Below are 23,026 nucleotides of genomic sequence, written 5' to 3'. Positions count from 1 at the left end.
CGCAGGCGCCTCCGGCAGAAGTCCGCGGCGGCCCGGCTCGTACACCGATGGAACCTGCTGCCGGAAGACCTCGACGCGGCCGCCGACCGGCTCGGCGTCGAACGCACGACCGTTTCCGCCGGTCCCCCATGAACTGGCGCGGCAGCACGGGGGAAACCACTCGCTTCCCGTGCTGCCGCGCCGTACGACTCCGCAGGCAGCACAAGGTCCACGGGACGCCGCCGGCGGAGGAACAACAGGCGCCACCCCTGCGGCGCCCCGGGAGGCGATGCAGGGTCCCCACCCGCTGGCGTGACTCCCATGCCGGCGTTCCCCGCACAGCAGAGGAGGACAGGGATGAGCACCCCGACCATCGACCAGCCGACCACCGCGGACAGCGAGACCGACGTCGACCCGTTCGGCTTCGACATCACCTATGTCGAGGGCACCCCGGCGGCCGACACGGTGCTGATGTGCAGCACCGGCGACAACTGCGGAAGCTCCTGCCCGAGCGCCTGCACGACGTCGTAGACCCGGCTCGCGCGGGCCTCACCGGCTCGGGCCCCTGTCTTCCCGGATGGCGTACAGGACGGAGTGAGAGTGATGACGCGGAAGCGGATCAGGCTCTACCAGCGCACCGGCGCAGGGATGCTGCGCGCTGCGGTGAACACTGCGACTCCTCCCCTTCCGGCATGGCCGGGGCCCGGGTCTCCCATCGAGCAGTGGCGATCGTGGCTTGCCACGGTGTGGGCCGATGCCCCCTTCCGGCGGGCGGTCACCAACGCCAGCCCCGACCTCGCCCACCAGGTGGCGGCGATCCTGGCCAGGCAGGTGACGAATCCTCACCGGGCCCGCCGCGCCGCCCTCGCCGTCGCCCGCTACGCCCTGCGCTCCGCGCACCGGTCCACCCCGTTCGGGCTGTTCGCGGGCGTCGGCCTGGTCGAGTTCGGCGACAAGCCGTTCGTGCGCGTCGGGGAGGCGCACGAGGTCGTCGTACGGCCGGACCCCACCGTACTGGATGCGGCGATCAGCGCCTACGAAGCAGACCCCGAACTGATGGCCGACATCGAGGTGTGCGTCAACACCCTGGCCCGCGTCCGTGCGGGCCGCGTGCATGTCCCCGCCGAGGGGGCCGCGGAGTTCTCACTGGCGCTGACTCCCGCGCTGGCGCTGGTGCTGGAGGCGGCACGGTCACCGATCCGGTACGCGGCCCTGCTCGACAGGCTCGCCGCCGCGTTCCCGCACGGGAGTGCGCACCGCCGGGCGGCGATGGTCGCCGACCTGCTGCGGACCCGGCTGCTCCTGTCGCAGTTGCGGGCCCCCGCCACCGTCATCGACCCGGCCGACGCTCTGCCGCCCGCGGTCGTGGCCGCCAGCGCTCGGGCGGCGGCAGACCTGCGGCTGGACGCCGAGGTGGTCCTGCCGCAGACGGTCGCGGTCGAGCTGGAGACCGCGGCGACCGCGCTGGCCCGCCTGTCGCCCTGCCCGGCCGGGACCACGGCCTGGCAGCGCTACACCGAGCGGTTCGCCGAGCGGTTCGGCGAGGGCGCCGAGATTGCCCTGGAGTACCTCACCGACCCGGACGCCGGGCTGGGCCTGCCGGACGGGTTCGACGTGCTGTCACAGCCGCCCCGGCCGATGTCACGCCGCGACCGGGTGCTGCTGGATCTCGCCGGGACCGCCGCAGCCGAAGGCGACCAGACGGTGATCTTGTCGGAGGCGATGGTCGAGGAGTTGGAGGCCGCCGCGGGCGGGCCGGGCCCCGCCCTCGCGCCCCACTTCGAGCTGTGCGCACAGGTGCAGGCGTGCTCGCTGCCGGCACTCGGCAGGGGCGACTTCCGGCTGCGCGTCCACACCGTCTCCCGCGCGGCCGGCACCATGACCGGCCGGTTCTGGTATCTGCTGCCGGAGCTCACCGCCGGGTACGGCGACCTGCCCACGGTGGCGCCCGGCGCGCAGGCGGCGCAGTTGTCGTTCCATCCCTCCCGCGTCGGGGCCGACCTGCTCACGCGGGCGCCGAAGGCCCTGCCGCGTCTGCTGAGCGTCGGCGAGTTCCGCACCGGCGACGAGAAGGTGCTCCTCCCCTCCGATCTGGTCGTCGGCCTCCGCGACGGCCACCTGTACCTCGCGGTGGCGACCACGGGGGAGCGCGTGGAGCTGTTGGCGCCGACCGCGATCAACTTCGTGTGGAACAACTACACCCCGCCGCTGGTCCGGTTCCTGGCCGAGATCAGCCGCGCCGCCACCCCCCAAGTCACCTGGTGGGACTGGGGGGCCGCGTGGACGCTGCCGTTCACCCCGGCGCTGCACTACCGGCGCAGCGTCCTGGTCGCCGCACGCTGGCAGCTCCGCGCCCGGACCCTGCCCGGCCGTACCGCCTCTCTGGGCCAGTGGGCGGAGCAGCTGCACGCCTGGCGCGAGAGGGCCCGGGTGCCCGAGCGGGTGCTGTGGGCCGTGGACGATCAGCGGCTGCTGCTGGACCTCACCCAGGACATGCACCTGGACCTGCTCCGCACCCACCTCGGCGGCGCCCCCGTCGCGACGCTCTACGACGCGCCGCCGCCGGACGCCGATGGCTGGATCGGCGGGCGAGCGCACAGCATCGTCGTCGCGCTGAGGGCGGCCCGATGACCCCGCCCAGAACGCAGGCCCTGGCCGAGGGCACGCTCGGGATGGCGCTGCTGCCCATCGAGCGCGGCGACCTCGAGACGGCGCGGCCGCTGCTGGCCGAGGCGGTCGCCGGCGGCGTCAGCGTCGGCGCGAACGCGTCCCTGTTCCACGGCGCCCCGGCGCTGGAGTTCGTGCTCGGCCGCGCCGGACGCACCAGCCCCGGCGTCCAGGCCGCCGTCGACCGGGTCGTGGCCGCCCGCCTGGCCGCGGCCCGGCGGCGGCGGGATTCGGCGCTGCTGGTGCCGCTGGCGGAGTTCGACCTGATCCGCGGGCTCACCGGGCTGGCCGCGCTGCTGCTGGCCCGGGAGAGCCCGCCGCCGCTGCTGGGGGAGGTGCTGGCCTGTCTGGTGTCGCTGGCCCACCCGGTCCACGACGACGGCCGGGTGCTGCCCGGCTGGTGGTCCGCGGACGGTCCCGGGCACGAGGAGGTGGTCGGCGGGCACGGCAACAACGGGGTCGCGCACGGCATCGCGGGCCCGCTGGCGCTGCTGTCCATCGCCGCCCGCCACGGCATCCAGGTGGACGGCCAGACCGACGCCATCGAGGTGTTCGCGCGCTGGCTGGACGTCTTCGGTGCCTTCTACTGGATCACCCGCGACCAGCTCACCCAGGAGCCGCCACCGTCGTCGGCGCCGCCGGGACGTCCGTCCTGGTGCTACGGGGCCCTGGGGATCGCCCGCGCCCTGCAGCTGGCCGCGCTCGCGCTCGGCGACCCCGCCCGCAGGCAGATGGCCGAGGAGATGGCCCTGGCCGCTCTCGCCGACCCGGCCCGCCTTGATCTGGTCACCGATGCGTCCCTGTGCCACGGCTGGGCGGGCCTGCTGACCGTCACCAGAGCCGTCGCCACCGACAGCGCCGCCCCCGACCGGTTCGCCGGGCACATCGAACAGCTCCATCAGCGCCTGGCCGCAGGGATCGCTGGACTGCCGAAACCCGGGTTCATGGAAGGCCGGGCCGGCGCGCACCTGGCGCTGGACGGCTCGAACACCACCGGCTGGACCCGAGCTCTGCTGATCCACTGACCCCCGCACCACCCGACCTCTACCGAGCAGGAGCGAACACGACGACATGAACTCCACCGAGGACAACCGGGTCCCGGCGGCCGAACCGGACTGGTGGCACGCCACCATCAGCTTCCCCGGCGGCAACGGGATCAGCCCCAAGGCCGCCGCCGCCCTGTCGGCCGCCCTGCACGGCCAGCGGTTCCACTTCCTGCACAAGGACGGAGGGCTCCGGCTGCGCACCGAACACCCCGCGGGCGACCTGCTCGACCAGCTCGTCGCCGACGACCTGGCGACCGGCTGGGTCGGCGGCATCTACGAGCCCGAGACCGACGCCTTCGGCGGCCCGGACGGTATGGCCGTCGCTCATGAGGTGTTCTGCGCCGACAGCCCTCCCGCCTTGGCCGAGACCGGCAGCCCGCACGCCAAGGAACGCTGCGTGCTGCTGCTGTCCACCATGTACCGCGCCGCCGGACTCGACCCGTTCGAGATCGGCGACGTGTGGGCGAAGCTCGCAGCCCTCCGCCCGCTGATCGACCCGCCGCAGGACGCGGCCCGCCGGACGGCAGCGATCGGCGCCATGCGGCGCCTGATGAACGCCGACGCCGCGCAGCGACAGGCCACCGAACCGGGCTGGGCTGAGCGGGTCACCGCGTTCGCCGACGCCGGCCGCCGCCTGGCCCGGCTCGCGGCCGGCGGGCACCTGACGCGAGGCCTGCGCGCGGTGCTCGCCCACCACGCCATCTTCGCGTTCAACCGCGCCGCCGTACCCGTGGCCGAGCAGGCCGCGGCGGCATGGCTGGGCCGCCGCGTCGCGTTCGGCGATGACGAACCGGCCACCGTGTCCACCCGCCAGTCCGTACCCGTAACCCCTACCGTCGAGAAAATGGAGACCACCATCACTACGACCGTCGACCCCACCGAGCTGCGCGAAGCCATGGTGGACAGGTTCACCGCCTCCGGGCACCTGCGCACCCCCGCGATCATCGACGCGTTCCGCACCGTCGAGCGCCACCGGTTCATCCCCGACGCCAGCGTCGAGGCCGCGTACGTCGATGACGCCGTGCCCGTGAAGCACGACGACGAGACCGGCGAGATGATCTCGTGCATCTCCGCGCCGTCCATCGTCGCCACCCAACTGGAGCAGCTGGGCGCCCGCCCCGGCGACAAGGTCCTGGAAGCCGGGGCCGCCACCGGCTACAACGCGGCCCTGCTCGGGCGGCTCGTCGCCCCGGACGGTCACGTGTGGACCGTCGACGTTGACGAGGACCTGGTGGCCAGCGCGCGGAAGAACGTGGCGGAGGCGGGCGTCTCGAACGTCACCTGCGTCCTTGGTGATGGCGCGGCCGGGCTGCCCGGCCATGCCCCGTTCGACCGGATCCAGTTCACCGTCGGCACGGGAGACGTCCCCGTCACGGTGCTGGACCAGCTCGCCCCCGGCGGCCGGGTGGTCATCCCGATGCGGATCCGCGGCAGCATCTCCCGCTCGTTCGCGTTCGAGCGTGACGGCGAGGTCTGGAAGACGGTCTCCTGCGAGATGGCGACGTTCGTCCCGCTGCGCAAGGGCATCTGCGACGACGTCTACACGCGGGTGCTCATGGCCGGGGAAGGCAACGTCCGCCTGGAGACCTTCAGCGAGCAGCTCGTCGACCGGGAGGCGATCCGGACCGTCCTGGACGAGCCCGCCCACAAGGTCTACACCGGGGTGAAGTTCCGGCAGGGCTCCCCCTGGGAGTGGCTGTACCTGTGGCTGGCGTGCGTCCTGCCGAACGGCCTGTCCCGGCTGCCCGGCCAGCGGCCCGGCTTCACCCCGCACTTCGGCTGGGGTTCCATGGCCGCGCTCGACGGCGACTCCCTCGCCTACCTGACGGTCCGCGAGGGTGAGGATGGCGAGGGCCGGTTCTGGGAGGTCGGCGTCATCGGGCACGGCTCGCGCGCCGCCGTGCTCGCCGAGCAGGTTGCGGCCGCGATCAGCGAGTGGGACCGCGACTACGGCAACGACGCTCCGGCCCCTACCTTCCGCATGGCCACCGGCAGCGCCCGCGACCTGCTGACGGCCGCCGACCCGCGGTTCGTCATCGACAAGCCCTACAGCCGACTCGTCATCGACTGGCCGTAGAAGGAGAGCAGCGCGATGAACCCAGCGATAGCCTGCCGCATCCCCCTGGTCCGGCGGCCCAAACCGCCCGGAATGCCCCTGGACAAACGCATCGCCGAGCTCACCGCGCTGGTCGAGTCGGACGGCGCGGACCACCACGAGCGGGTGGCCCGCGCCTGCGGCGTCCTGAACTTCGCCGCGCTGATCGCCTCCGACACCGGGATGCCCGACCTTGCCGCGGACCTGTGCTGGAGGCAGCACCGCGTCTTCGCCGGGGCCGGCAGCCTGGAGCAGGACATCGCCGTGATGGCGCTGATGCCAGTGGTGAACATCGCGCGGCTGCTGATCCGCGAGGGCGACGGCGACGGCGCCTTCGAGGTGCTCCAGCGGCTGTACCGCGCCGCCCAGCAGCGCGGGACGGCGCTCATCCGCGGCCACGACGTCGACCTGTCGCCGTGGATCCGCACCGACGCCGACCACCGGAAACTCTGCGAGGAGCTGTGGGTCGCCCTGCTCATCGACGGCGCCAGAGCCCTCGCCCGCGGCGGCCGCTGGACCGCGGCGGCCGCGACCATGGCCGCGCACCACGGCATCGGCAACCGGCTCCTCGACGGACGCCAGATCAAGATCATGTCGCTGCTGGAGCAGGGCCTCCACCAGCAGGCCACCGAAATGATCGACTCCACCGCCCCGGACGAGCCGTGGGAGAACACCGTCGCGGCCATCCTGCGCATCTACTGCCGGCCGGACCCCTCCCTGGCGCCGGAGCAGGAGATCGACCAGGTGGTGCGGGAGACGCTCACGTTGATCGCGGAGCCGGAGCCGATGACGGCGGCGTTCCGGGCCCGTCTCGGCCTGACCGCGTTCGACCTGACCGCCGACCGGTCCACGCCGTGCGCCGCTGATCTGCGGGCCGCGGTCATCGACGTGGCATCCGGTGACGCCTACGCTGCCCGCGATGTCCTGGACCACCCCGTGATGCGCTCGCGGATGACCCACCGGCAGGAGGAGGTGCTCACCGCCGTGCTCGCCGCGTCGGGACTCGGCGCGGGAGTCCTGCCGGCGGATCACATGGACGCCGTCACCGCTGCGGTTCACGCAGCAGAGGAGCGACTGCGCGTCCTGCTGAAACAGCCCTCCCTTGGCCTGACGGGCGCATAGCGGGAGGCGCGGCCGGAGTAAGATCATCGGCTGCGGATGATGACCTCCCGCCGTCCTGAAGCGGCCCGCACCCAACGGCCGCGTCGAGCAGGTGGGAGAAAGATGGGTGGGGTGGCCCCGGGAGGCTGCCCCACCCGTCGCGTTACCCCGCCGTCTGCAGGAACCGCTGCGCCGCCGTGCAGCCGGACTGCGTGGCCATGCACTCCGGGCACCTGCACCCGCCCCGGTACGTCCGCGCCCGGCCGTGCTCCAGGCTCGGGTCCCGCCCGTCCATGAGCGCGCGGTAGAGCTGATCCCGCCACTCGGTGTCCCACCGGGCCCGACCGAAGGCGATCTCATGCGGCAAGCCGTACCGCTCCATGGCCTCGCTCACGGTCTCCCCGCCGGCCACCGCGGAGAGGACACCCGCACGCGCCTCGGCGGGGAAGATCAGCCCCATGGCGTCGCGACGCCACGGGGTCGATCGGTGCCGGGGCTTGTCCATGGTGTCCTCCCACTGCGAGCTGCTGTCACTGCGTGACGACCCCTCTGAAGGGGCGATGAGGCACGGTCGCGGATTCATCAGCGATACCGGCCGATCCCTCGCAGGGATGATGAGGACTTCTCTCGGCACGCTACAGCGGCGCCGCGCGGCTCTGCAAGCTCTCCTCAGTCTCGGGGCGGGTGAGGGTCGAGACGAGAACGTCGTACGGGATGCCAGCCAGGCCGAGCTCGTAGAGCAGTCGCATCCCGCCGACGTGCTCGCGCACGATCCGCGCGGCCTCGGCGACCTGCCGGGCCCGCTCGTCCGCCCGGCGCTTCGCTTCCTCGGCCGCCGAGGGCAGCCGCAGGGCGGCGGCCATGAACCCGCGGACGACGTGGCCGCACCGGTAGCGCGCCCACCCCGGGCCGTTGATCGAATGACGCATCTCCACGAGCTCCGCGGACAGGCAGACCGGGCAGCACGGCAGGTCCCGCCGGTTCATCGGCGCCTCCGCCGGTACAGGCTTTTGACCCGGTGGGCGGCCGGGTGGGTGCGGCCGGTCCGGCGCCGGTACGCCCGCCACGACCTGGAGTCCGGCCGCCACGGCAGGAGATCGAACATCAGCGTTCGGGGAGTCGACCAGTCAGGCAGCATGCGGCTCCAGTCGTCCACCGGCCAGGGCCCGAGGGTCATGTCCGGGAAGTCGAGCGGTTTCCGCTCCCCCGCGAGCTGGAGGCCGGCGCCGTCCAGCACGCCGAGCGGCTTCCACGTGTCCGGGTGGTCGACGTCGCTGTCCTCCGGAATGACGTACAGCGTGACGGGCCCCTTGAGGAGCAGCGGAGCGGACGCCACGCGGCTCTCCACGATCGGGATCCGATACAGGCAAGGGGAGACAGCTTCCGGGAGCGGGCCGGGGTCGACGTCGAGCACGCCGGCGGGGACCTCACCGCCTCGGGCGTAGGAACCGGAGTCGGTCACCGCCGCCTCCGCCGGATCTTGGTGATGTAGGAGCGCTTCGCCCGGTGCAGGCGACGACGCGCCGCCTCCCCTTCGGGGCATTCCTCGGTATGGCGTCCCCGCTCACACCACATGCACCACGAGTCACCGCACCACAGGCACCGAGGCCCGTTGTGGATGTGCCACTCATGAGCGAAGTAGTCGACCTCGCCGTACTCGTCGCGCTTGAATCGGTGCTTCACGGCAGCCACTCCCGCCGGTGGCCGGGGAAGTCGAACCGGTACGGCGCGGCCACCATCCGCAGCGTCCGGCACGGGTACGGCCCGCCGCGACTCCCGCACTCCCGGCACTCCTGGACGGCCTCCGGCGCCCTCCACCTGCCCGTCGTGCGGACGATCTCGACCGGCTGGTGCCAGCCGAGCAGCGCCACGTCCGCCTCTCCACGATGGCCGACGAACGGCGGCTCCCCAAACCGGCCAACGCGATCAGCGATCGCCTCCTTCAACCACTGCCGGAACGCCGCCGTCGACGCCTGCGCCTCGGCCGGGATGCCGGGCGGCTCGTAGACGACGCCGTACCGGCCGCACGACTTGCAGGTCCCGGTGATCGGCTGGCCCGGCTCCGGCACGGGCAGCCGCCAGTCGAGTTCGACGGGGAGCCGGTCGATGGGGTGCTCGGTGCTGGACCACCAAGAGCAGAAGCTCTCGGGCCCGTGCTGGACGAATCCCATCACGCCTCACCCCGCAGACGGGCCAGGAGGTCAGCGCGGCTCTGCTCCTGCTTGCGCTTCCGCTCGCTCGAGAGGACGCGGTCCACCGTACGGAAGAACCTCCGGACCGTCCGGTCGGGGCCCGCGGCGGTGACTCGGTGGTGGCGGAACAGGAGAGCGCCGTCGTGCTGGTGGGTGACCGTCAGCCCGAGGTGCTCGCCGTACAGGGTGATCCGCCGGAGCAAGCGGCGGCCGCCGCCGAGGGTGACGAACCACAGGCTCATTCCGGGGTTGTCGGCTCTCACCGGCTCACCTCGGCTGGGGCGGGCTTGGCGTCCTGGGGGGCTTCGTCCCATTGGTAGCCGCAGCAGCGGCATTGGCGGGCCATCCGTTCGGGCCGGGGCCCGTCGACCAGGACCTCCGGGTTCCACGGAAGGGCGATCGGCCCGCGGGCCGGTCGGTGTTGGGTGTTTGCGCCGGTCGCGCCGCACTTCAGGCAGTCGGTGTCCGGGCCGCTGTACGGCGGCAGCACGGCCGCATCGGGGGGTTGGGGCATGCTCTGGCTTCCTCTCCAGGACGGCGGGGAGAGGAAGCTAGAGCATTTCGTGCTTAACGTCGCATCGGCAGGTCAGGGTGCTTTCGGCGTTGCACCCTGAGTCATCAGGCCGCCCGCTGCATCGAACTCGTACAGCGCCTTCCCGAGCATCTGCGCAGAGAACAGGAGGTCCAGCTCCTCCGGGCCGAGCCCGCCGCTGGCGAGCCGGGCAGACAGGTCTTCGGTGGCGCCCAGCGACTTATGGAAGCGGTGCGCGGCACCGTGCACGTTGAACAGCATGGGCTTCCGCTGCAGGGCGGCAGCCAACGCCTGGCGGGCGTCTTCGTAGTCGCTGGTCGCACCGAGATTGGCCGGGTCGGCGTTGGCCGCCAGCTCAGCGCACTCCATGGCATGAGCGACCACAGAGCGCCACAGCGCGTTCCAGTCCTTGGCCGTCGAGTCGCCGGCCGGGCCGGTCTGCTCCGGGGAGGTGGGCATGCGGTTCCTTCCTGTCTGCGCCGCGTGGCGCTCGTTCAGCCGCTCCGGCGGCCGCGTGAGCGAGTCTCATCTTCCTGTCTGGCGGGCGGCTTGTCCCGCTTTCGTACGACTCCGGGAAGCGGGACCGCGGGCGGTGTGCGCAGCTGGTCGACGGCCTCGCGGCGGCGTCGCTCCGGCCGCCGGTCGTAGCGGGCGGTCGTGGTCGGTGAGGCGTGCCCGGCGAGGGCTTGGGCGGTGGCCAGGTCCACGCCGGAGTCGAGCAGCTCACCGATGAACGTGCGGCGGAAGTCGTGCGCGGCCTGCGGTCCGACCCCGGCCTGCTCGCCGCGCAGGTTGAGGACGTCGCCGACCGTCCGCCCGTCCATGTGCGCCGGGCGGCCCTGGGCGTCGCGGCGGATGTGGCCGCCGCGCGGCGTGAACGGCGTGAATAGGCCCCCGGGCTCGCGGCCGCGCACCGTCAGCCATGCCTCGACGCGGGCGACGGCGCTGGTGGTGATGTAGACGAGCCGTTCCTTGTCCCGCTTGCCGCGTACCCGCAGGGAGCGGGCGGCCGGGTCGTAGTCGGCCAGGGCGAGCCCAGCGAGCTCTGCCCGCCGGACCCCGGAGGCGTACAGCACGGCGATGATCGCCGCGTCCCGCAGCGCCACCCGGCGCAGGACCTCTCGCCGGGCACGCTCGCGCGGGGTCTCGTCGTCGGGCCCGGCCAGGACGGCGTCGGCGTCGCACTCGGCGAGCAGCGCGCCGACCCGCTCGATCGGCAGGTGCTCGCCGGCAGGGAGTCGCGTGCCTTTGAACGGGTCGAGCCGTACGGCACGGTCCTTCTCCTCGGCGCTCATGAGACCGAGCTGCCACGCCTGGTCGAGGATCTGCCGGAGCGCCACCAGATGCTTGTTGCGGTAGGCCGGTGACCAGGGCTCCCCCTGCTTGTTGGTCTGCTCGGCGAGGAGTTCCCGGAGCCGGATGGCGTGCTCGTAGCGCAGGAGATGCCAGCGGACGTTCTCCCCGGTGATCGACAGCACGGCGGGGTCGGGCTTGCCCGTCTCCGGGTCGGTGCCGTTCGGATCGCGGCCCGCGAGGATGCGGGCGATCCGGTCGAGGCAGCCGCGCATGGTGCGCTTGGACTCTACGGAGTCGAGGGAGGCGAGGTAGGCCAGGTAGGGGTTCCGGAGGGAATCGACGGGCGTCACCACGGCGGGCAGCGCATCGCTGCCCGCCGTGGTGGTCTCGGGGAGGTGCTCGTTCACCGAGTGCTCTGCCTGGTCTTGCTCACGTGTGCTCCTGCTCGCGCTTCTCGGCGATCTCGGCGAGCGCCGCCAGCAGGAGTTCCCCCATGGTCAGCTCCTTGCCATCCAAGAGCTGGTCCAGCTCGTAGGCGACGTTCGACGGCTCGTCGGAGGCGGCGCCGAGGGCGACGGCGATGCGCCGAGCGTGGTTCAGCATGAGCAGGTTCCGGTCGATGTGGTCGGTCTTCTCCTGGGTCACGGCTGCTCTCCTGGCCGGTTGGTGAGGTGGATGAACACGTCGTACTCGGTGGCGCCCCAGGGCCCGCCCGGGTAGATGACGTCCTCAACCTCCACTGAGACGGGGATCTGCACGAGGCAGGTCGCGTCGTGCTCGCCGCCCTGGATGTGGATGGTCGTGCCGTCGTCGGCGGTGAGGTCGCCGACCATGAGGTCAGTGGGGTCCTCGGGGAACAGGGTGTGCGCCTGCGCCGGGCAGCCGTGCGCGCAGGACAGGACGGGGGCCTCCTCCGGTTCACACTCCAGCATCCAGGCGTGGCCGCCGTGGCGGGCGACGCACGCGGCGATCGCCTCGCGTGCCCTCTGCTCGCCGCGCTCCATCTCCGCCTCGGTCTGGTGGGCGAGGATCAGCGTCTCCATCTCGCCATCCCTCAAGGGCGGGAACGCGGCTACCCGTCCCGTCTTGCGGTCGGCCAGGCTACGTCGCAGGATGCTCTCAGCCCACCATGAGCCGCGCTTCCGGATGATGTCGGTGACCTCGTTAAGCACCGCGGGATCGCCCGGGGCGGAGCATGCGGCCTGCGTGTACCCCTGGGCGGCGAGCTCGTCGAGCTGCTCGGAGGAGAGCGTGGTCTGCCAGGTCGTCATCAGGCATCTCCAGTAGCGCGGGCGAGCGCGGCCTTGACCGCCTCCAGGCGGCGGCCGCCGAACTTCGGGACGCCGAGGAGTTCGGCGTCGGTACGGGCAGCGAGGTCGCCGACCATGACGATCGACGCCTTCTCCAGAGGCTTGGTGACGTGCCAGGTCAGGCCGGGCAGCGCCTTGATCGGGTGATCGTCGGGCAGGCCGCTCTTGGCGACCAGCTCGGCCATGCTCTGCGTCGGGGTGCTCATGCGGGCTCCACCGCCTCCACCTGTCCGGAGGCGATGAGGGCGATGGTGCTACCGGGCTCGGCGAGCCGGTAGATCGCGGCGAGCCGCTCAACGGCGTCGGGGCGGGTGCTCGGGTCCAGGCCGAGGGCCACGGCGTTGATGGTGTTCACCGCGTCGGCGCACCAGCTCTCGGTGTCGACGTGCTTGGCGACGTCGACGGGGAGGAGGCTCACGCTGTGGTGGCGTCCACCGTAGACGGCATCGGAGACGTCGGGGGAAAGGTCCCAGGTGAGGAAGCCGGAGCGGCGCGTGGCGCGCTCCCAGACGGGGCTGGCGTCGAGAAACTGGATGAGGGCGGGGAGGGTGGCGTTGAACGGGACGAGCCGTACGGCGGTGGCGGTCATCGGGCGTCACCGCCCGCCGCGCTGACAAGCTGCTCCCACTCCGCCTTGTTGGCGAGGACCAGCGTCTCCATCTCCCCATCCTTCAGCCACGGCAGGTGGGGGAAGAGGAGGGAACGGCGGGACAGGTCGCGCATCAGGATGCTTGCGGCCCACGTCTCGCCTCGCTCGCGGAGCAGTTCCTTGAGCTGGGCGACCGTGTCGGGGTTCACGAAGGGGGAGCGGCCGGCTTGGGCGCGGCCCTGGGCGGCGAGTTCGGCGAGCCGTTCGGGCGACAGGGTGGTCGGCAGGTCGCTCATCGGGCGTCCTCCGCTCCGGTGGCAATGGCGACCAGTTCGGCGGCGAGGGAGTCGGGGATGCCCGCTCCGCGCGTGCGCGCCCACTCGGTGATCTCGACCAGGCGGCGGAGGGGCTCCTGCGGGGTGGTGGTGGGCAGGCCGAGCGCGACGGCGTTGATGAGGCGGGCAGCGGTCTGGCAGATCTTGCGGTCCTCGGAGACGAACCGGGGATCGTCGTTGGCGGGGATCTCGATGTGGTCGTGCGGCCGGGAGAAGGAGGGGTGCCGGTAGTAGGCGTACTGCGGGCCGAAGAGGACGCACTCCCATTCGGGGTGGGCGTCGAGGTACTCGGCGAGCGCCGCGCGGTTGGCGTCGAACGGGACGAAGTCGTTGTGCACGCGCTTAGGTCCTTTCGTGCGTCCTGGGGCTGTCGCGGGCGGGCCGGTCGGGGACCGCTCCCCGGGGCGGGCCGCCCTTGGCATGATCATAACAGTTTTATCGGTGGGAACACTAATTCCCGGAAATAAAAACCTGAGAGATTTACCAGCGCCACTAACAGCAGCACTAGTAGCGTGACTCTCATGCGAAGTATCATCACGAGTATGAGTACGACGAAGAACGGTTCCTACAGCCTGAGCGAGGTCGCCCACGGGTTCATCGAGTCCGGCGCCGAGCGTGACGGGCTCAGCAAGTCGGCCTGGGTCGAGAAGGCCGTCACCTACTACGCGCTCGTCACCGGCGCGCCCACCACCGCGGCCGCCGACGACTTCGCCGAGGCACTCGCCGACGAGCACGAGGCATCCCTTGCCGACGATGAGTCCCGCGAGCGAGGCGCCGCGTGATCCAGCTCCAGACCGGCGGCGTCTACCTCTACTCCCCCAAGGGAATCGACCGCGAACGGCTGATGCTGGTCATCTCCGCCCCCGGCGTGCTCGACTCGCGCCGGCGCTTCATCACTGGCCTGACCGTCCTGTCCGCCCACGACGGGGACACGCTCACGGTGCCGATCACGGTGAGCGGCGCCCGCCGCTACGTCAACACCACTCAGCCGATGCGCCTGATCCGCGACTGGTTCATGGAGCACCACGACGTCCTCTCCCGCCAGGAGATGGAGGCCGTGCGGGCGATGCGGCGCATCGCCGAGGACCTGTAAGCAGGGATGAACGCCTGAAAGGGCTCAGGAGCCGCCGAGGCCGCTCCTGAGCCCTTGCCCTTTGGCGTCCCGAGTTCGCCCGCCAGCGTCCGCTACAGAGAGATCATTTAGCGGTGATCGCCGGATGCAAGCCGGGCATGACGCCAGGAACCCCCTGAAACGGGCCTACGCGATCTCTCGCGTGACGGGCTCGTACCACCAGCCCCACGCCACCGGAGCCTCCCCCGCCCCCGCGGGAAGAGGATCCGGCGCGCTCTGCTCGCCTCCGGCGGGAGCATCGTCCGGCTCGCCCGTGGGCTCCGGAGCGGGCGCGCTGCTCTGCGTCGGAGTCGGCTCCGGAGCGGGCGACTCGCTCGGCGGGTCCGTGGGCGTCGGCGCGGGCGCCGAGGTCTCCGTCTCGGTGGGAGTCGGCTCCGGCTCCGCCGTGGGCGAGTCCGTAGGCGTCGGGGTGGGGGCCGGGTCCGCAGTCGCCGTCCCTGTAGGCATCGGCGCCTCCGTGGGCGTCGGCGCGGTGGTCGGCTCCGGAGGCTTCGGCTTCTCGGTAGGCATGGGTGCGGGCACCGACGTCGGCTCCACAGGGGCCGGGGTCTCGTGTGCCTGCGTGGGCGTCGGCGCGTGAGAAGCAGTAGGAGTAGGTGCCGGGCTCGCGTCGCTGGTCCGGTGCGTCGGCGAAGGCGTCGACGCGGGCGTCGTCGCCGGTGCCGACGCCGGCACCCGCTCGGCGCCGACGTCCGGTTCGGCCGCCGCGGTGTCGGCAGGCTTTGGGGGCTCCAGCGTCGGCGTTGGCAGGGGCGTCGGCGGAGCGCCGGCCGAGGCGGGTACCTCACTCGGTGCCCCGGTCGGCGTCTCTGCGGGGAGCGGTACGACCGGCGGCACCAGGACCGGGCCCGGGTCCCCGCCGTCCAGGCCGAAAGCGGCCGCGATCGGCTTGGTCACCGTGTCCGCCACGACGGTCTCGACGGCGCGGACCACGGGCGCACTCGCCGCACCCATGGTGGCCACGACCACCGTGGCGGCCGGCGCCGAGACGCCCGCGGTGGCCTGCACACCGATGATGGTCGAGGCGACGAACTTCCCGACCGCCGTCGCCACCGGACCCGACGCCTGCGCGGTCGTCGTTCCGGAGGCCGCCGACAGCACGCTCGTCAGGCCGGTACCGCTCACCGGGTCCACGGCGGGGAGCGGCAGAAGCGCGCCGTTGCTCATCAGCGCCGTGTGCACGGTCGAGGTGTAGCCCTCCACGGCGGCCCGCGCCGCGACGTAGGCCGGGCCCACAGCGGCGGCGGCTCCGCCGAGCCAGTGCCGCAGCCGCCGGTAGATGATCGTCAACCGCGCCGCGTCCTGCTCGTTGCGGACCTTCTGGCGGACGGTGGACAGGGTGAGGACGCTGCTGCCGCCCTGCTCCGCGGTGGCCTCGGGCTCCATGATGTTGCGCAGGTAGGCGGCGCGTTGCTCCTCTTCGGCCTCCTCCAGCAGTCCCAGGAAGTCGTCCACGATGTCCGCGGGCAGGGTGTGCTGGTGGGCCCAGGTGCGGGACCTATTCCCGGCTCGGGCCCCGATGCGGTGGTAGGGCATGCCCTGCACGCGGGCCATGCGGGTGACGGCGAGGTCCTCCAGCTTCCGGTAGACCTCCATCCGCTTGTTGTGCTCGGCGACCTCCTGGTCCATCGCGTTCCGGATGACCTGCCAGAAGGCCAGACCCTCGTTGCGCTGAGCATCATCACCGGTTGCGCGCTCGACGGCTTGCTCATACAGGTGGGCGGAGAGCTCAAGGAACAGTCTCCGGCCGTCATGGTCCAGTTGCAACGCGGGTCTCCGAGGCGTGATGTCGCTGGGGCTGGGGGTCGAGCTGGCCGTGTGACACAGGCCAAACCCCCAGGTCGTTCATCAGTTGTTAACTACGGTGTATGCCTTGTCCCAGGTCAGGAGGTTTTAGTTAAATTCCGGGGGCTACTGTGTCCGGAAACGATACGATATGTCAACCGGATCGCGTCATGGACCACCCGAGGGGTAACGTCTCCACCGATCCGCCCTGTATCGACCTGGAAGGCAGCAGAGTGCCCACGTTTGCAGACCGGCTCAACCGGATCTGGGAGCAGGTTCCCCGCGAGGACGGTAAGCCGTACACCCTGCAAGAAGTGGCCGACGCTCTCGCCAAGGCGGGCACGGAGGTCTCGGCCGCGTACCTGTCGATGCTGCGCTCGGGGAAACGGCCCAACCCATCTCCGGAGCTGAAGGAGGCGCTGGCGAAGTTCTTCGGCTTCGATGACGCCACCGTCTTCGCCGACTCCCCAGCCGGCGCGCGGATACGGCAAGAGCTGAGCGAGCTACGGGCGATGAAGGAGTCAGGGCTGCTCGACCTCATGCGGGAAGGCAAGATCGCCGCCTTCGCGCGCACGGCCGCCGGACTACCGGAGGCTGACCTCGACACGCTCCAGGCCGTCGTCGAGGCAATGCGCAGGGGGGCGGGCCTCCCCGATACCCGCCCCCCGAGCCAGCCCGGCCCCTGACCGCCGTACCGTTGCGCGGCATTGCGCTCTTTGATCAAGGTGTGCCTGCATGCCCAAGTTCGACCTGTCCGCGACCTTGCAAAAGATCGGCCTACCTCGCCGACTCACCGCTCACACCCTGATCGACCACTACGCCCATGCGCTGGGACGCGACATCCGCCTCTCGACCCTGCCCGGCCTCTCCGCCTCCATGGGCTGGTGCGGCCTATGGATCCGCGGCGAGGACCTGGTCGACTACATCTTCGTTGACCAGGCCGCCGCCGCCGTACCCATCTTCGAGACGCACATCGTCGCGCACGAGCTCGGCCATGTCGTCGCCGGACACGATCAGGGCGCCACTGCGGAAGCCAGCCTCATCGCTCTCTTGCAGGCCCGGTTCCCGGCCTTGCCGCCTCACGTGGTCGTCCGGGCTGTGATGGCCCGCACCACCTACGAGCTGGAAGCCGAGCAGGAAGCGGAGCGTTTCGCCACGCTCGTGATGGCCCGCGCCAACCTTCAATCCCGATCCCCCATCGGGCGTGCCGCTGAACAGGCGCTGAACCACTGGAAGGACTAACCCCTCATGTCGAAAGCGGAGCTCTTTCACCTGATCGTGATGGTGCCCATGTGGCTGGTCGTCGCTTGGCGTACCCGATCAGCGAACACCCCAGGCCTTCCCCGTCAACGGTGGCTCATGTACCTGGGCATCACGCTGACGTGGACGTTGTCCTCCCCCACCGTGCTCGGGCCCTGGTTCGACCAGGTCGACGCCTGGGCGGGGTGGCCCCTCATCTCCGGTGTGAAACGGGCTGTAGCCGTCTTGTCCGGTGCGTCGCTGTGCGGCTTGTACTTCACCATCGCCCAACGGCCTACCCGCTGGGTATGGCCCACCGCGCTGGCCACCCTCGTCGTCATGGCCGGCGCGCACTTCGCCTCCGGTCACACGGTCGGTGCCATCGCTGACTGGGACGGCTCCATGGCGGGCCGCGTCTACTTCACCGCCTACGAGCTGTTCCTGGCCGTGACCTTCGCCAGCGCGGGCGGTGTCAGCCTGTGGCACGCGGCCACCGGCCGCGGAACCCGACGAGACATTCGCATCGGCATGGCCATCCTCGGCTGCGGCACCATCATCTGCTTCCCTGTGGCCTTGTACATCCTGTGGTGCCTGCTGGTCGCCGGGCCCGGCGTCTACGTCGACCAGCAGTTCCGCGGTATCCAGGGGGCGATGATGCTCGCCAGCGTGGCCGGCTCGATCGTGTTGGAGGTCGGCGCCGCGAGGCACTCCCGCCGAGTCCGCCGCCTCCTGAACGACTTGACGCCCCTGCACTCCGCGGCGGCCGCGATCTTCCCCGAGCGGGTGCTGCCGATGCCCAGCAGCGAAGAACAGCTGATCCGGCATGTGGTGGAGATCCGCGACGCTCAGGCCGGCCTGGCTGCCTTCCACCCGGACCCCGCTCCCGAGTCCGATCCGCAGGCGGCGGCCCAGTGGTTCGCCACGGCGATCGCTAACCACGCTGCAGGGGAGAGCGTCTCCAGGAGCGGGGTGGCGGTGGCCACCCGCGGGGCGCGGCAGGAGTTCATGGACGAGGCGAAATGGCTCGGCGCCGTTTCGCAGTCCTATGCGCGCATCGCGGCAGGGCAACGGTGACGTCCAGTACGGACGCGGCGACGCGCACTCACCGCGTCGCCGCGGTGACCTCAGCGGTCCTCGGCCCGAGCGTCCTCGGGCCGGTCCTGCCGCCCCTGGCCGGGACGCTTCAGGCGGGCGGCGTGGGACTGCTGTGGGGCCTCGCCACCACGGTGGCGTGCGTCATCGCGCCCTTGGTCGTGATCAAGGCGATGGATGACAAGGGGAGTCCCCTCAAGAGGACGCTTCCGTTGGTCATCGCGGCCGGCATCCTCCTCGCATGCCTGGTCGTCTTCGTCGTGGCGGGCGCGCCGCCGGTCCTGGTGAGCCTCGTAGCGTCGATCCTGACCGGCTTCGTCGTCAAGATCCCCGTGGCGCGCGTATGGAATGTGTCCTGGCACGCCTCATCAGTCGCCGGGTTCGGCGTATGGATGGTCTACCTCCTCGGGCCGTGGATGCTGCCTGCGGCAATCGCCGCGAGTGCGGCGATCGCCTGGTCGCGGGTCCGCCTCGGCGAGCACACCCCCGCGCAGGTGATGGTCGGCCTGGCGCAGGGAGCCACGACGCCGCTGCTCATCCTCGCGATCTTCAGTTAGAAAGCCGAGCAGATGTCGACATTCAGTACGTGCCTGCGCCAGGTGTGGCAGGCAGTCCCTCACCCTGACGGCCGGGAGTACGCCGTCGAGGAGGTCCAGGCGGGGCTGGCGGCCGCCGGCATCCGGGTGGATGCGGCGGCGCTGCAGGACCTTCTGGAAGGCGTCCGGCCGCGGCCCGACGAGGCCACCGTGGCGGCCATCGCGGCGTTCTTCGGTTTCGGCGCCGACGTCTTCGCGGACTCCCCCGCCGGGGAGCAGATCCGGCGCGAACTCGCCGACTTCACCGAGCTGCGCGCCTCGGGGGTCCTCCAGGTGCTGCGCGAGGCTCAGATCAAGCACCTGAACTTCCGGGGGTGCACAGCCGATGGGAATCCGCGGCTGGCGATCGAGGCGCTGGCGCAGGCGCTGAAGGCCGCCCAGGCGCCGCCCGAGCAACCGTAGTCAGCCGTCCCGTACGCGCCCGGCCGGGGAGAGGGAGGGCTGCTATACGCTGACTTGATCATTTCGCAAACATGAGACGCTGTCATCTTTGTGTCTGAAAGAGGCTGGTGCGTGGAGCGAGACACGTTCGATCCTCATCGGATCTTGAAGCAGATCGGGCTACCCCACCTCGTGACCGCGGAGACCCTGGTCGACCACTTCGGCGCCGCGCTCGGCCGGACCATCCAGCTCGACGTCATCACCGGCCTGACCCGCTCCGGCTGGTGCGGCCTGTGGGTGCTGGGCGGCGACGGCATCGACTACCTGTTCATCGACGCTGGCTATGCCCGCATCCCGGCGCTCAAGGCGCAGGTCGCCGCTCACGAGCTGGGGCACATCGTGGCCGGGCACGACCAGTCCGCTACCTCTGAAGGAAACGTGATCTCCCTGCTGCAGCAGAGTTTCCCGCACCTGCCGCCCGCTGTGATCGCCCGCGCGGCCGCGGCCCGCTCGACCTACGACCAACCCGCAGAGCAAGAGGCCGAAGCGTTCGCCACCGCCGTGATGAGCCGGGCGGCCGCCGAAGCACGCCGGGCTTCGGGGGCCACCGGGCGCCGCGCCGAAGGCGTCCTAGGGCACCCGCTGGGCGGCGGCCGTGGCTGAGGCCCGGCAATACCTTGTGCTGGCCGTGCTGTGGGCCGTCGTCGTGTGGCGGGCGCCGGCTGTCCGCCGTTCCAATGCCGCCCGCTCGCTGTGGCTGACCTTCCTGTCCTTGGCGGTGGGCTGGACGCTGACCCTTCCGCCCGTCGCCGACTGGTTCAACGCGCTCGTCGGCTGGGAGTTCACGCCCCTGGCCAAACGGGTGGCCATCACCGTGGGCGCCGCCTCGATCGCCGCGTTCACCATGGCCGTCACCGGCCGAAACACCCGCATCGTGTGGTTCGCGGCCGCTGCTACCGGCTGGGCGCTGGTCATCGCGCACAACGCCGCCGACCACAAGGTCGGCGAGATGGAGGACTGGGACGGCAGCGCCGCGGCCGGCTGGTACTTCGGCGTGTTCGACGGCTTCCTCGGGCTGGCCCTGGCCGTGTCCGGCTACGCCTCCCTGCGGTATGCGCTCGGCCGCGACAGCTCCGGCGACCCCGGCACCACCCGGCTCGGTATGGGCATCCTGGGCGTCGGCATGCTCATCGGCATCGGCTCCCCGCTCTACACGCTGTACGCCCTGCTGATCGCCGGACCCGGCTTCCTGAAACTGACTCAGGCCCGCTGGGTCATGGCGGCCTGCCTGCTGCTGTGCACGCTCGGCACCTGCATCCCGGCGGTCGCCACCGGATGGCGGCGCCTGCAACTGCGGCGGACGGTGCGAGCGCTGCGGCCGCTGCACGCCGAGCTGACCCGCCTGTTCCCTGACACCGTCATGGCTGCCGCCACCGCCGACGAGAAGCTGGTGCGCCACACCGTGGAGATCCGCGAAGCGCTGGTGGCGCTGACGCCGTACGGGCCCGGCCCGCTGTCGGAAAGCGACGCTCAGCAGGCTGCGCGCTGGGTGGCGGACGCGGCCGCCGCCTACCGCCGCGGCGAGAGGTCAGCGGCGCCGGCGGGCGCGGTGGACGTGGCCGAGCAGACCGCGCCCACCCGCACCAGCATCGAAGCCGAGGCGGCGTGGCTGGCTCAGGTGGCCCGCGCCTACGTGACCCTGCCGAGGCCGCAATGACCGCCACCGACGTCCGCGACCGGGCGGCGCTGCTGACGGCGGCCCGCTGGCTCACCGAGGTGTTCGCGCCCGCGCACTTCGTCATGGGTCTGCCGCTGGCGGTGGGCGCGGTCACCGGCGGCTGGTCCGGCCTCGGATGGGCGCTGCTGGCAGCCGGACTGTGCGGCGGTATCCCCGCCCTGGTCATCGCGGCCGGGGTGAAGTCCGGCCGGTTCGGCGATAAGCACATCACCGACCGGGCGCAACGGCCCTGGCTGATCGGCGTCATCGTCGCCCTGGTCGTGCTCGCGCTCGTGCTCCTGGTCGTGCTCGGGGCGCCGCGGGTGATGGTGGCGTGCGTGTCCATCATGCTCGCCACGCTGGCCGTGGTCGGCCCCATCACGTTCTGGTGGAAGATCTCCTTCCACACGGCGGTCGCGGCCGGGAGCGTGGTGATGCTCGCGTGGGTGCTGCCGCCCGCCCCTGTCTATGCGGTCGGCGCCGTGGTGGTCGCGGCGATCGGCTGGTCGCGGGTGATGATCCGCGACCACACGCCCGCCCAGGTCACCGCCGGGACCGTGGCCGGCGCGGCAGCCACCTGGGCGACGCTGGCCGTTCTGCTGTAGCCCTCCGGAGATATGGGTGACGCCCGGCCAGACTTCCCCGCTGGCCGGGCGTCGTCGCGTTCCGGGAACCGTTAGGCCATGGGCCTCGGACAGTGGTCTCGCTCGCGTTCGAGCTGGGCGATGCGGCGCTCGTGCGCGGCGAGCTCGGCCCGGAGTTCGTGGTGGCTCTTGGGTAGGCGGCCGGTGAGGACCGCGCCGAGCAGGATGAGCGGCCAGGGGATCGCTATCAGCAGTCCAATGGCGCGGAACGCGGCGTCCTCAGTCCAGTCATCGGGCTCGTACAGGCCGTCGTCCCGGAGGAGCGTGATCACCTTGCGCGCTACGACGACGACCCCGGTGAGGTAGATGATCCAGCCGATCACCGGGCGGGCCCGCTCTCCGCCGACCGGGCCCGCGCCTCGCGGGCCGCGGCCTTCAGCGCCTCGGCTATCTCGTCGGCCTCGTCCGGCGGCATGCATGCCTCGGAGCCGCCCCAGTCGAGAGTGACCTCGAACCAGCCGTTGACCCGGGCGCGGCCGCGGCCGGCCTTCCACTCCTCGGCGTTCACTTCTTCGCGGCCGCCTTCTCGCTGGCCTTCGCCCACGTGGTCTTGTCCACGGTGCCGGTGACGAGCAGCCCCGCGTCGGCCTGGAACTTCTTGGTGGCCGCGGTCGAGCCGGGCCCGTACAGGCCGTCCACGTCGACGTCGTAGCCGAGATCGTCCAGGCGGTCCTGCCACGCCTCGACGTCCGGGCCGGTCATGTACGGCTTGCCCTTGACGTAGACGAGCGGGCGGGACCAGGCGACGGGCTTAGCGGGCTTGCCGTCGAGCTCCTCGCGGACGAACGCGAAGAACCGATCCCAGGGGAAGCCCTTGCCCGGGTCGGTGTGGGAGCCGGTGCCCGGGTAGGCGTTGGTGACGTCGACGTGCGCGCAGAACCCCTTGCGGCCGGCGCGGACCTCGGCCGGGGTGAGCTTGCGGACGGGGATCTTGTACTTGGTCACCCAGGCGGCGGCGACCTTCGCCGCGTTGCGCAGCATGGCCAGAGAGAACGCGTCGAGCCATTCGGCGCGGGACTGGCGGGCGTAGCCGGCCATCTCGATGTGCAGGCCGTCGGCGTTGGCGTTCGGCGCGCACCACGCGGTGTCGCCGTCGTCCACGCAGCGGACGATGCTGTTGTTGTCGACGCAGACGTGCGCCGAGGTCTTCGGGGAGCTGGTGGCGAACCAGCGGGCGACGTTCTCGGCGGTGGCGGGCTTCTCCGGGGCCTCCATCGAGTGAATGACGATGAGGCGGATCGGCTTGATACGGCCTCGGTGGTAGTAGCGGGCCTGGACCTTCTTCATCGCTCCCCCGT

34 protein-coding genes are annotated in these 23,026 nt (G+C 71.5%); 15 read left to right on the top strand and 19 right to left on the bottom strand.

From position 1 onward, the window contains the following. Window positions 1-336: 336 nt before the first annotated feature. The 5 genes from HS045_RS32975 (at window position 337) to HS045_RS32955 (ending at window position 6,909) form a co-directional block, all read left to right on the top strand. On the top strand, window positions 337-510 hold the full coding sequence (locus HS045_RS32975) for an FxLD family lanthipeptide (RefSeq protein WP_196455552.1): 174 nt from the start codon (window positions 337-339) through the stop codon (window positions 508-510). A 213-nt stretch (window positions 511-723) separates the two neighbouring features. Next, window positions 724-2,610, top strand: coding sequence for a lantibiotic dehydratase family protein (locus HS045_RS32970; protein ID WP_307827836.1), 1,887 nt, complete (start codon window positions 724-726; stop codon window positions 2,608-2,610). Then, a complete protein-coding gene (locus HS045_RS32965; RefSeq protein WP_196455550.1) occupies window positions 2,607-3,671 on the top strand; it encodes a lanthionine synthetase LanC family protein in 1,065 nt (354 codons plus the stop codon). Before HS045_RS32970 ends, HS045_RS32965 begins: the two co-directional genes overlap by 4 nt. A 46-nt stretch (window positions 3,672-3,717) precedes the next feature. Then, entirely contained in the window at window positions 3,718-5,769 is a 2,052-nt protein-coding gene (gene fxlM / locus HS045_RS32960) for a methyltransferase, FxLD system (protein ID WP_196455549.1), read from the top strand. A gap of 15 nt (window positions 5,770-5,784) precedes the next feature. Beyond that, a complete protein-coding gene (locus HS045_RS32955) occupies window positions 5,785-6,909 on the top strand; it encodes a hypothetical protein (RefSeq protein ID WP_196455548.1) in 1,125 nt (374 codons plus the stop codon). Window positions 6,910-7,051: 142 nt separating this feature from the next. On the opposite strand, the gene HS045_RS32950 is transcribed toward HS045_RS32955, so the two are convergent. From HS045_RS32950 to HS045_RS32880, 15 genes are all read right to left on the bottom strand, one after another. Further along, the gene (locus tag HS045_RS32950; RefSeq protein ID WP_196455547.1) at window positions 7,052-7,393 is read right to left on the bottom strand and encodes a hypothetical protein; all 342 of its coding nucleotides are present in this window, start codon (window positions 7,391-7,393) and stop codon (window positions 7,052-7,054) included. Window positions 7,394-7,523: 130 nt separating this feature from the next. After that, window positions 7,524-7,874 carry a hypothetical protein gene (locus HS045_RS32945; protein ID WP_196455546.1) on the bottom strand — a complete coding sequence of 117 codons (351 nt, stop codon included), beginning with the start codon at window positions 7,872-7,874 and terminating at the stop codon, window positions 7,524-7,526. Further along, window positions 7,871-8,350, bottom strand: coding sequence for a hypothetical protein (locus tag HS045_RS32940; RefSeq protein ID WP_196455545.1), 480 nt, complete (start codon window positions 8,348-8,350; stop codon window positions 7,871-7,873). The genes HS045_RS32945 and HS045_RS32940 overlap by 4 nt, the downstream gene beginning before the upstream one ends. Further along, window positions 8,347-8,571 carry a hypothetical protein gene (locus tag HS045_RS32935; RefSeq protein ID WP_196455544.1) on the bottom strand — a complete coding sequence of 75 codons (225 nt, stop codon included), beginning with the start codon at window positions 8,569-8,571 and terminating at the stop codon, window positions 8,347-8,349. The genes HS045_RS32940 and HS045_RS32935 overlap by 4 nt, the downstream gene beginning before the upstream one ends. Further along, on the bottom strand, window positions 8,568-9,059 hold the full coding sequence (locus HS045_RS32930) for a hypothetical protein (protein ID WP_196455543.1): 492 nt from the start codon (window positions 9,057-9,059) through the stop codon (window positions 8,568-8,570). Before HS045_RS32930 ends, HS045_RS32935 begins: the two co-directional genes overlap by 4 nt. Continuing rightward, a complete protein-coding gene (locus HS045_RS32925; RefSeq protein ID WP_196455542.1) occupies window positions 9,059-9,343 on the bottom strand; it encodes a hypothetical protein in 285 nt (94 codons plus the stop codon). Before HS045_RS32925 ends, HS045_RS32930 begins: the two co-directional genes overlap by 1 nt. Then, the gene (locus HS045_RS32920) at window positions 9,340-9,594 is read right to left on the bottom strand and encodes a hypothetical protein (protein ID WP_196455541.1); all 255 of its coding nucleotides are present in this window, start codon (window positions 9,592-9,594) and stop codon (window positions 9,340-9,342) included. Before HS045_RS32920 ends, HS045_RS32925 begins: the two co-directional genes overlap by 4 nt. A gap of 72 nt (window positions 9,595-9,666) precedes the next feature. Continuing rightward, window positions 9,667-10,071 (bottom strand): hypothetical protein, encoded by a 405-nt coding sequence (locus tag HS045_RS32915; RefSeq protein ID WP_196455540.1) that lies wholly within the window; start codon window positions 10,069-10,071, stop codon window positions 9,667-9,669. Between the two features lie 35 nt (window positions 10,072-10,106). Next, a complete protein-coding gene (locus tag HS045_RS32910) occupies window positions 10,107-11,315 on the bottom strand; it encodes a tyrosine-type recombinase/integrase (RefSeq protein WP_307827834.1) in 1,209 nt (402 codons plus the stop codon). A gap of 22 nt (window positions 11,316-11,337) precedes the next feature. After that, on the bottom strand, window positions 11,338-11,553 hold the full coding sequence (locus HS045_RS32905; RefSeq protein ID WP_196455539.1) for a hypothetical protein: 216 nt from the start codon (window positions 11,551-11,553) through the stop codon (window positions 11,338-11,340). After that, on the bottom strand, window positions 11,550-12,179 hold the full coding sequence (locus HS045_RS32900) for a hypothetical protein (RefSeq protein ID WP_196455538.1): 630 nt from the start codon (window positions 12,177-12,179) through the stop codon (window positions 11,550-11,552). Before HS045_RS32900 ends, HS045_RS32905 begins: the two co-directional genes overlap by 4 nt. Further along, window positions 12,179-12,424, bottom strand: coding sequence for a DNA-directed RNA polymerase subunit alpha C-terminal domain-containing protein (locus HS045_RS32895; protein WP_196455537.1), 246 nt, complete (start codon window positions 12,422-12,424; stop codon window positions 12,179-12,181). The genes HS045_RS32900 and HS045_RS32895 overlap by 1 nt, the downstream gene beginning before the upstream one ends. Continuing rightward, the gene (locus tag HS045_RS32890) at window positions 12,421-12,807 is read right to left on the bottom strand and encodes a hypothetical protein (RefSeq protein ID WP_196455536.1); all 387 of its coding nucleotides are present in this window, start codon (window positions 12,805-12,807) and stop codon (window positions 12,421-12,423) included. The genes HS045_RS32895 and HS045_RS32890 overlap by 4 nt, the downstream gene beginning before the upstream one ends. Further along, entirely contained in the window at window positions 12,804-13,103 is a 300-nt protein-coding gene (locus tag HS045_RS32885; RefSeq protein WP_196455535.1) for a hypothetical protein, read from the bottom strand. Before HS045_RS32885 ends, HS045_RS32890 begins: the two co-directional genes overlap by 4 nt. Beyond that, window positions 13,100-13,480: a hypothetical protein gene (locus tag HS045_RS32880; RefSeq protein WP_196455534.1), complete on the bottom strand. Its 381-nt coding sequence runs from the start codon at window positions 13,478-13,480 to the stop codon at window positions 13,100-13,102. The genes HS045_RS32885 and HS045_RS32880 overlap by 4 nt, the downstream gene beginning before the upstream one ends. Before the next feature lie 204 nt (window positions 13,481-13,684). On the opposite strand from HS045_RS32880, the gene HS045_RS32875 reads away from it, so the two are divergent. After that, a complete protein-coding gene (locus HS045_RS32875) occupies window positions 13,685-13,924 on the top strand; it encodes a hypothetical protein (RefSeq protein WP_196455533.1) in 240 nt (79 codons plus the stop codon). Then, on the top strand, window positions 13,921-14,235 hold the full coding sequence (locus HS045_RS32870) for a hypothetical protein (protein WP_196455532.1): 315 nt from the start codon (window positions 13,921-13,923) through the stop codon (window positions 14,233-14,235). The genes HS045_RS32875 and HS045_RS32870 overlap by 4 nt, the downstream gene beginning before the upstream one ends. 165 nt (window positions 14,236-14,400) lie before the next feature. Here HS045_RS32870 and HS045_RS32865 read toward each other — a convergent pair whose 3' ends face one another. Next, window positions 14,401-16,041: a hypothetical protein gene (locus HS045_RS32865; protein WP_196455531.1), complete on the bottom strand. Its 1,641-nt coding sequence runs from the start codon at window positions 16,039-16,041 to the stop codon at window positions 14,401-14,403. Window positions 16,042-16,292: 251 nt separating this feature from the next. Here HS045_RS32865 and HS045_RS32860 point away from each other — a divergent pair, with 251 nt between their 5' ends. The 8 genes from HS045_RS32860 (at window position 16,293) to HS045_RS32825 (ending at window position 21,689) form a co-directional block, all read left to right on the top strand. Continuing rightward, a complete protein-coding gene (locus HS045_RS32860) occupies window positions 16,293-16,745 on the top strand; it encodes an XRE family transcriptional regulator (RefSeq protein WP_196455530.1) in 453 nt (150 codons plus the stop codon). Window positions 16,746-16,794: 49 nt separating this feature from the next. Next, entirely contained in the window at window positions 16,795-17,301 is a 507-nt protein-coding gene (locus tag HS045_RS32855) for a hypothetical protein (RefSeq protein WP_196455529.1), read from the top strand. Between the two features lie 117 nt (window positions 17,302-17,418). Beyond that, a complete protein-coding gene (locus HS045_RS32850) occupies window positions 17,419-18,372 on the top strand; it encodes a DUF6545 domain-containing protein (RefSeq protein WP_196455528.1) in 954 nt (317 codons plus the stop codon). Beyond that, a complete protein-coding gene (locus HS045_RS32845; RefSeq protein WP_196455527.1) occupies window positions 18,369-18,947 on the top strand; it encodes a hypothetical protein in 579 nt (192 codons plus the stop codon). Before HS045_RS32850 ends, HS045_RS32845 begins: the two co-directional genes overlap by 4 nt. 12 nt (window positions 18,948-18,959) lie before the next feature. Further along, complete coding sequence (locus HS045_RS32840; protein ID WP_196455526.1) at window positions 18,960-19,388, top strand: hypothetical protein; 429 nt, start codon at window positions 18,960-18,962, stop codon at window positions 19,386-19,388. A gap of 111 nt (window positions 19,389-19,499) precedes the next feature. Beyond that, on the top strand, window positions 19,500-20,030 hold the full coding sequence (locus HS045_RS32835; RefSeq protein ID WP_196455525.1) for a hypothetical protein: 531 nt from the start codon (window positions 19,500-19,502) through the stop codon (window positions 20,028-20,030). Next, window positions 20,023-21,084: an MAB_1171c family putative transporter gene (locus HS045_RS32830; protein ID WP_196455524.1), complete on the top strand. Its 1,062-nt coding sequence runs from the start codon at window positions 20,023-20,025 to the stop codon at window positions 21,082-21,084. Before HS045_RS32835 ends, HS045_RS32830 begins: the two co-directional genes overlap by 8 nt. Beyond that, window positions 21,081-21,689, top strand: coding sequence for a phosphatase PAP2 family protein (locus HS045_RS32825; RefSeq protein ID WP_196455523.1), 609 nt, complete (start codon window positions 21,081-21,083; stop codon window positions 21,687-21,689). Before HS045_RS32830 ends, HS045_RS32825 begins: the two co-directional genes overlap by 4 nt. Before the next feature lie 71 nt (window positions 21,690-21,760). On the opposite strand, the gene HS045_RS32820 is transcribed toward HS045_RS32825, so the two are convergent. From HS045_RS32820 to HS045_RS32810, 3 genes are read right to left on the bottom strand one after another with little or no spacing between them, the layout of a single operon-like run. Then, window positions 21,761-22,051 carry a hypothetical protein gene (locus HS045_RS32820; RefSeq protein WP_196455522.1) on the bottom strand — a complete coding sequence of 97 codons (291 nt, stop codon included), beginning with the start codon at window positions 22,049-22,051 and terminating at the stop codon, window positions 21,761-21,763. Further along, a complete protein-coding gene (locus HS045_RS32815; protein ID WP_196455521.1) occupies window positions 22,048-22,236 on the bottom strand; it encodes a hypothetical protein in 189 nt (62 codons plus the stop codon). The genes HS045_RS32820 and HS045_RS32815 overlap by 4 nt, the downstream gene beginning before the upstream one ends. Continuing rightward, on the bottom strand, window positions 22,233-23,015 hold the full coding sequence (locus tag HS045_RS32810; protein ID WP_196455520.1) for a peptidoglycan-binding domain-containing protein: 783 nt from the start codon (window positions 23,013-23,015) through the stop codon (window positions 22,233-22,235). The genes HS045_RS32815 and HS045_RS32810 overlap by 4 nt, the downstream gene beginning before the upstream one ends. Window positions 23,016-23,026: the final 11 nt, after the last annotated feature.

The organism is Planomonospora sp. ID82291 (assembly GCF_015711645.1).
Taxonomy (GTDB): domain Bacteria; phylum Actinomycetota; class Actinomycetes; order Streptosporangiales; family Streptosporangiaceae; genus Planomonospora.
The sequence above is the reverse complement of the archived record's forward strand: the minus strand, read 5'-3'. Positions and strand labels throughout refer to the sequence as shown.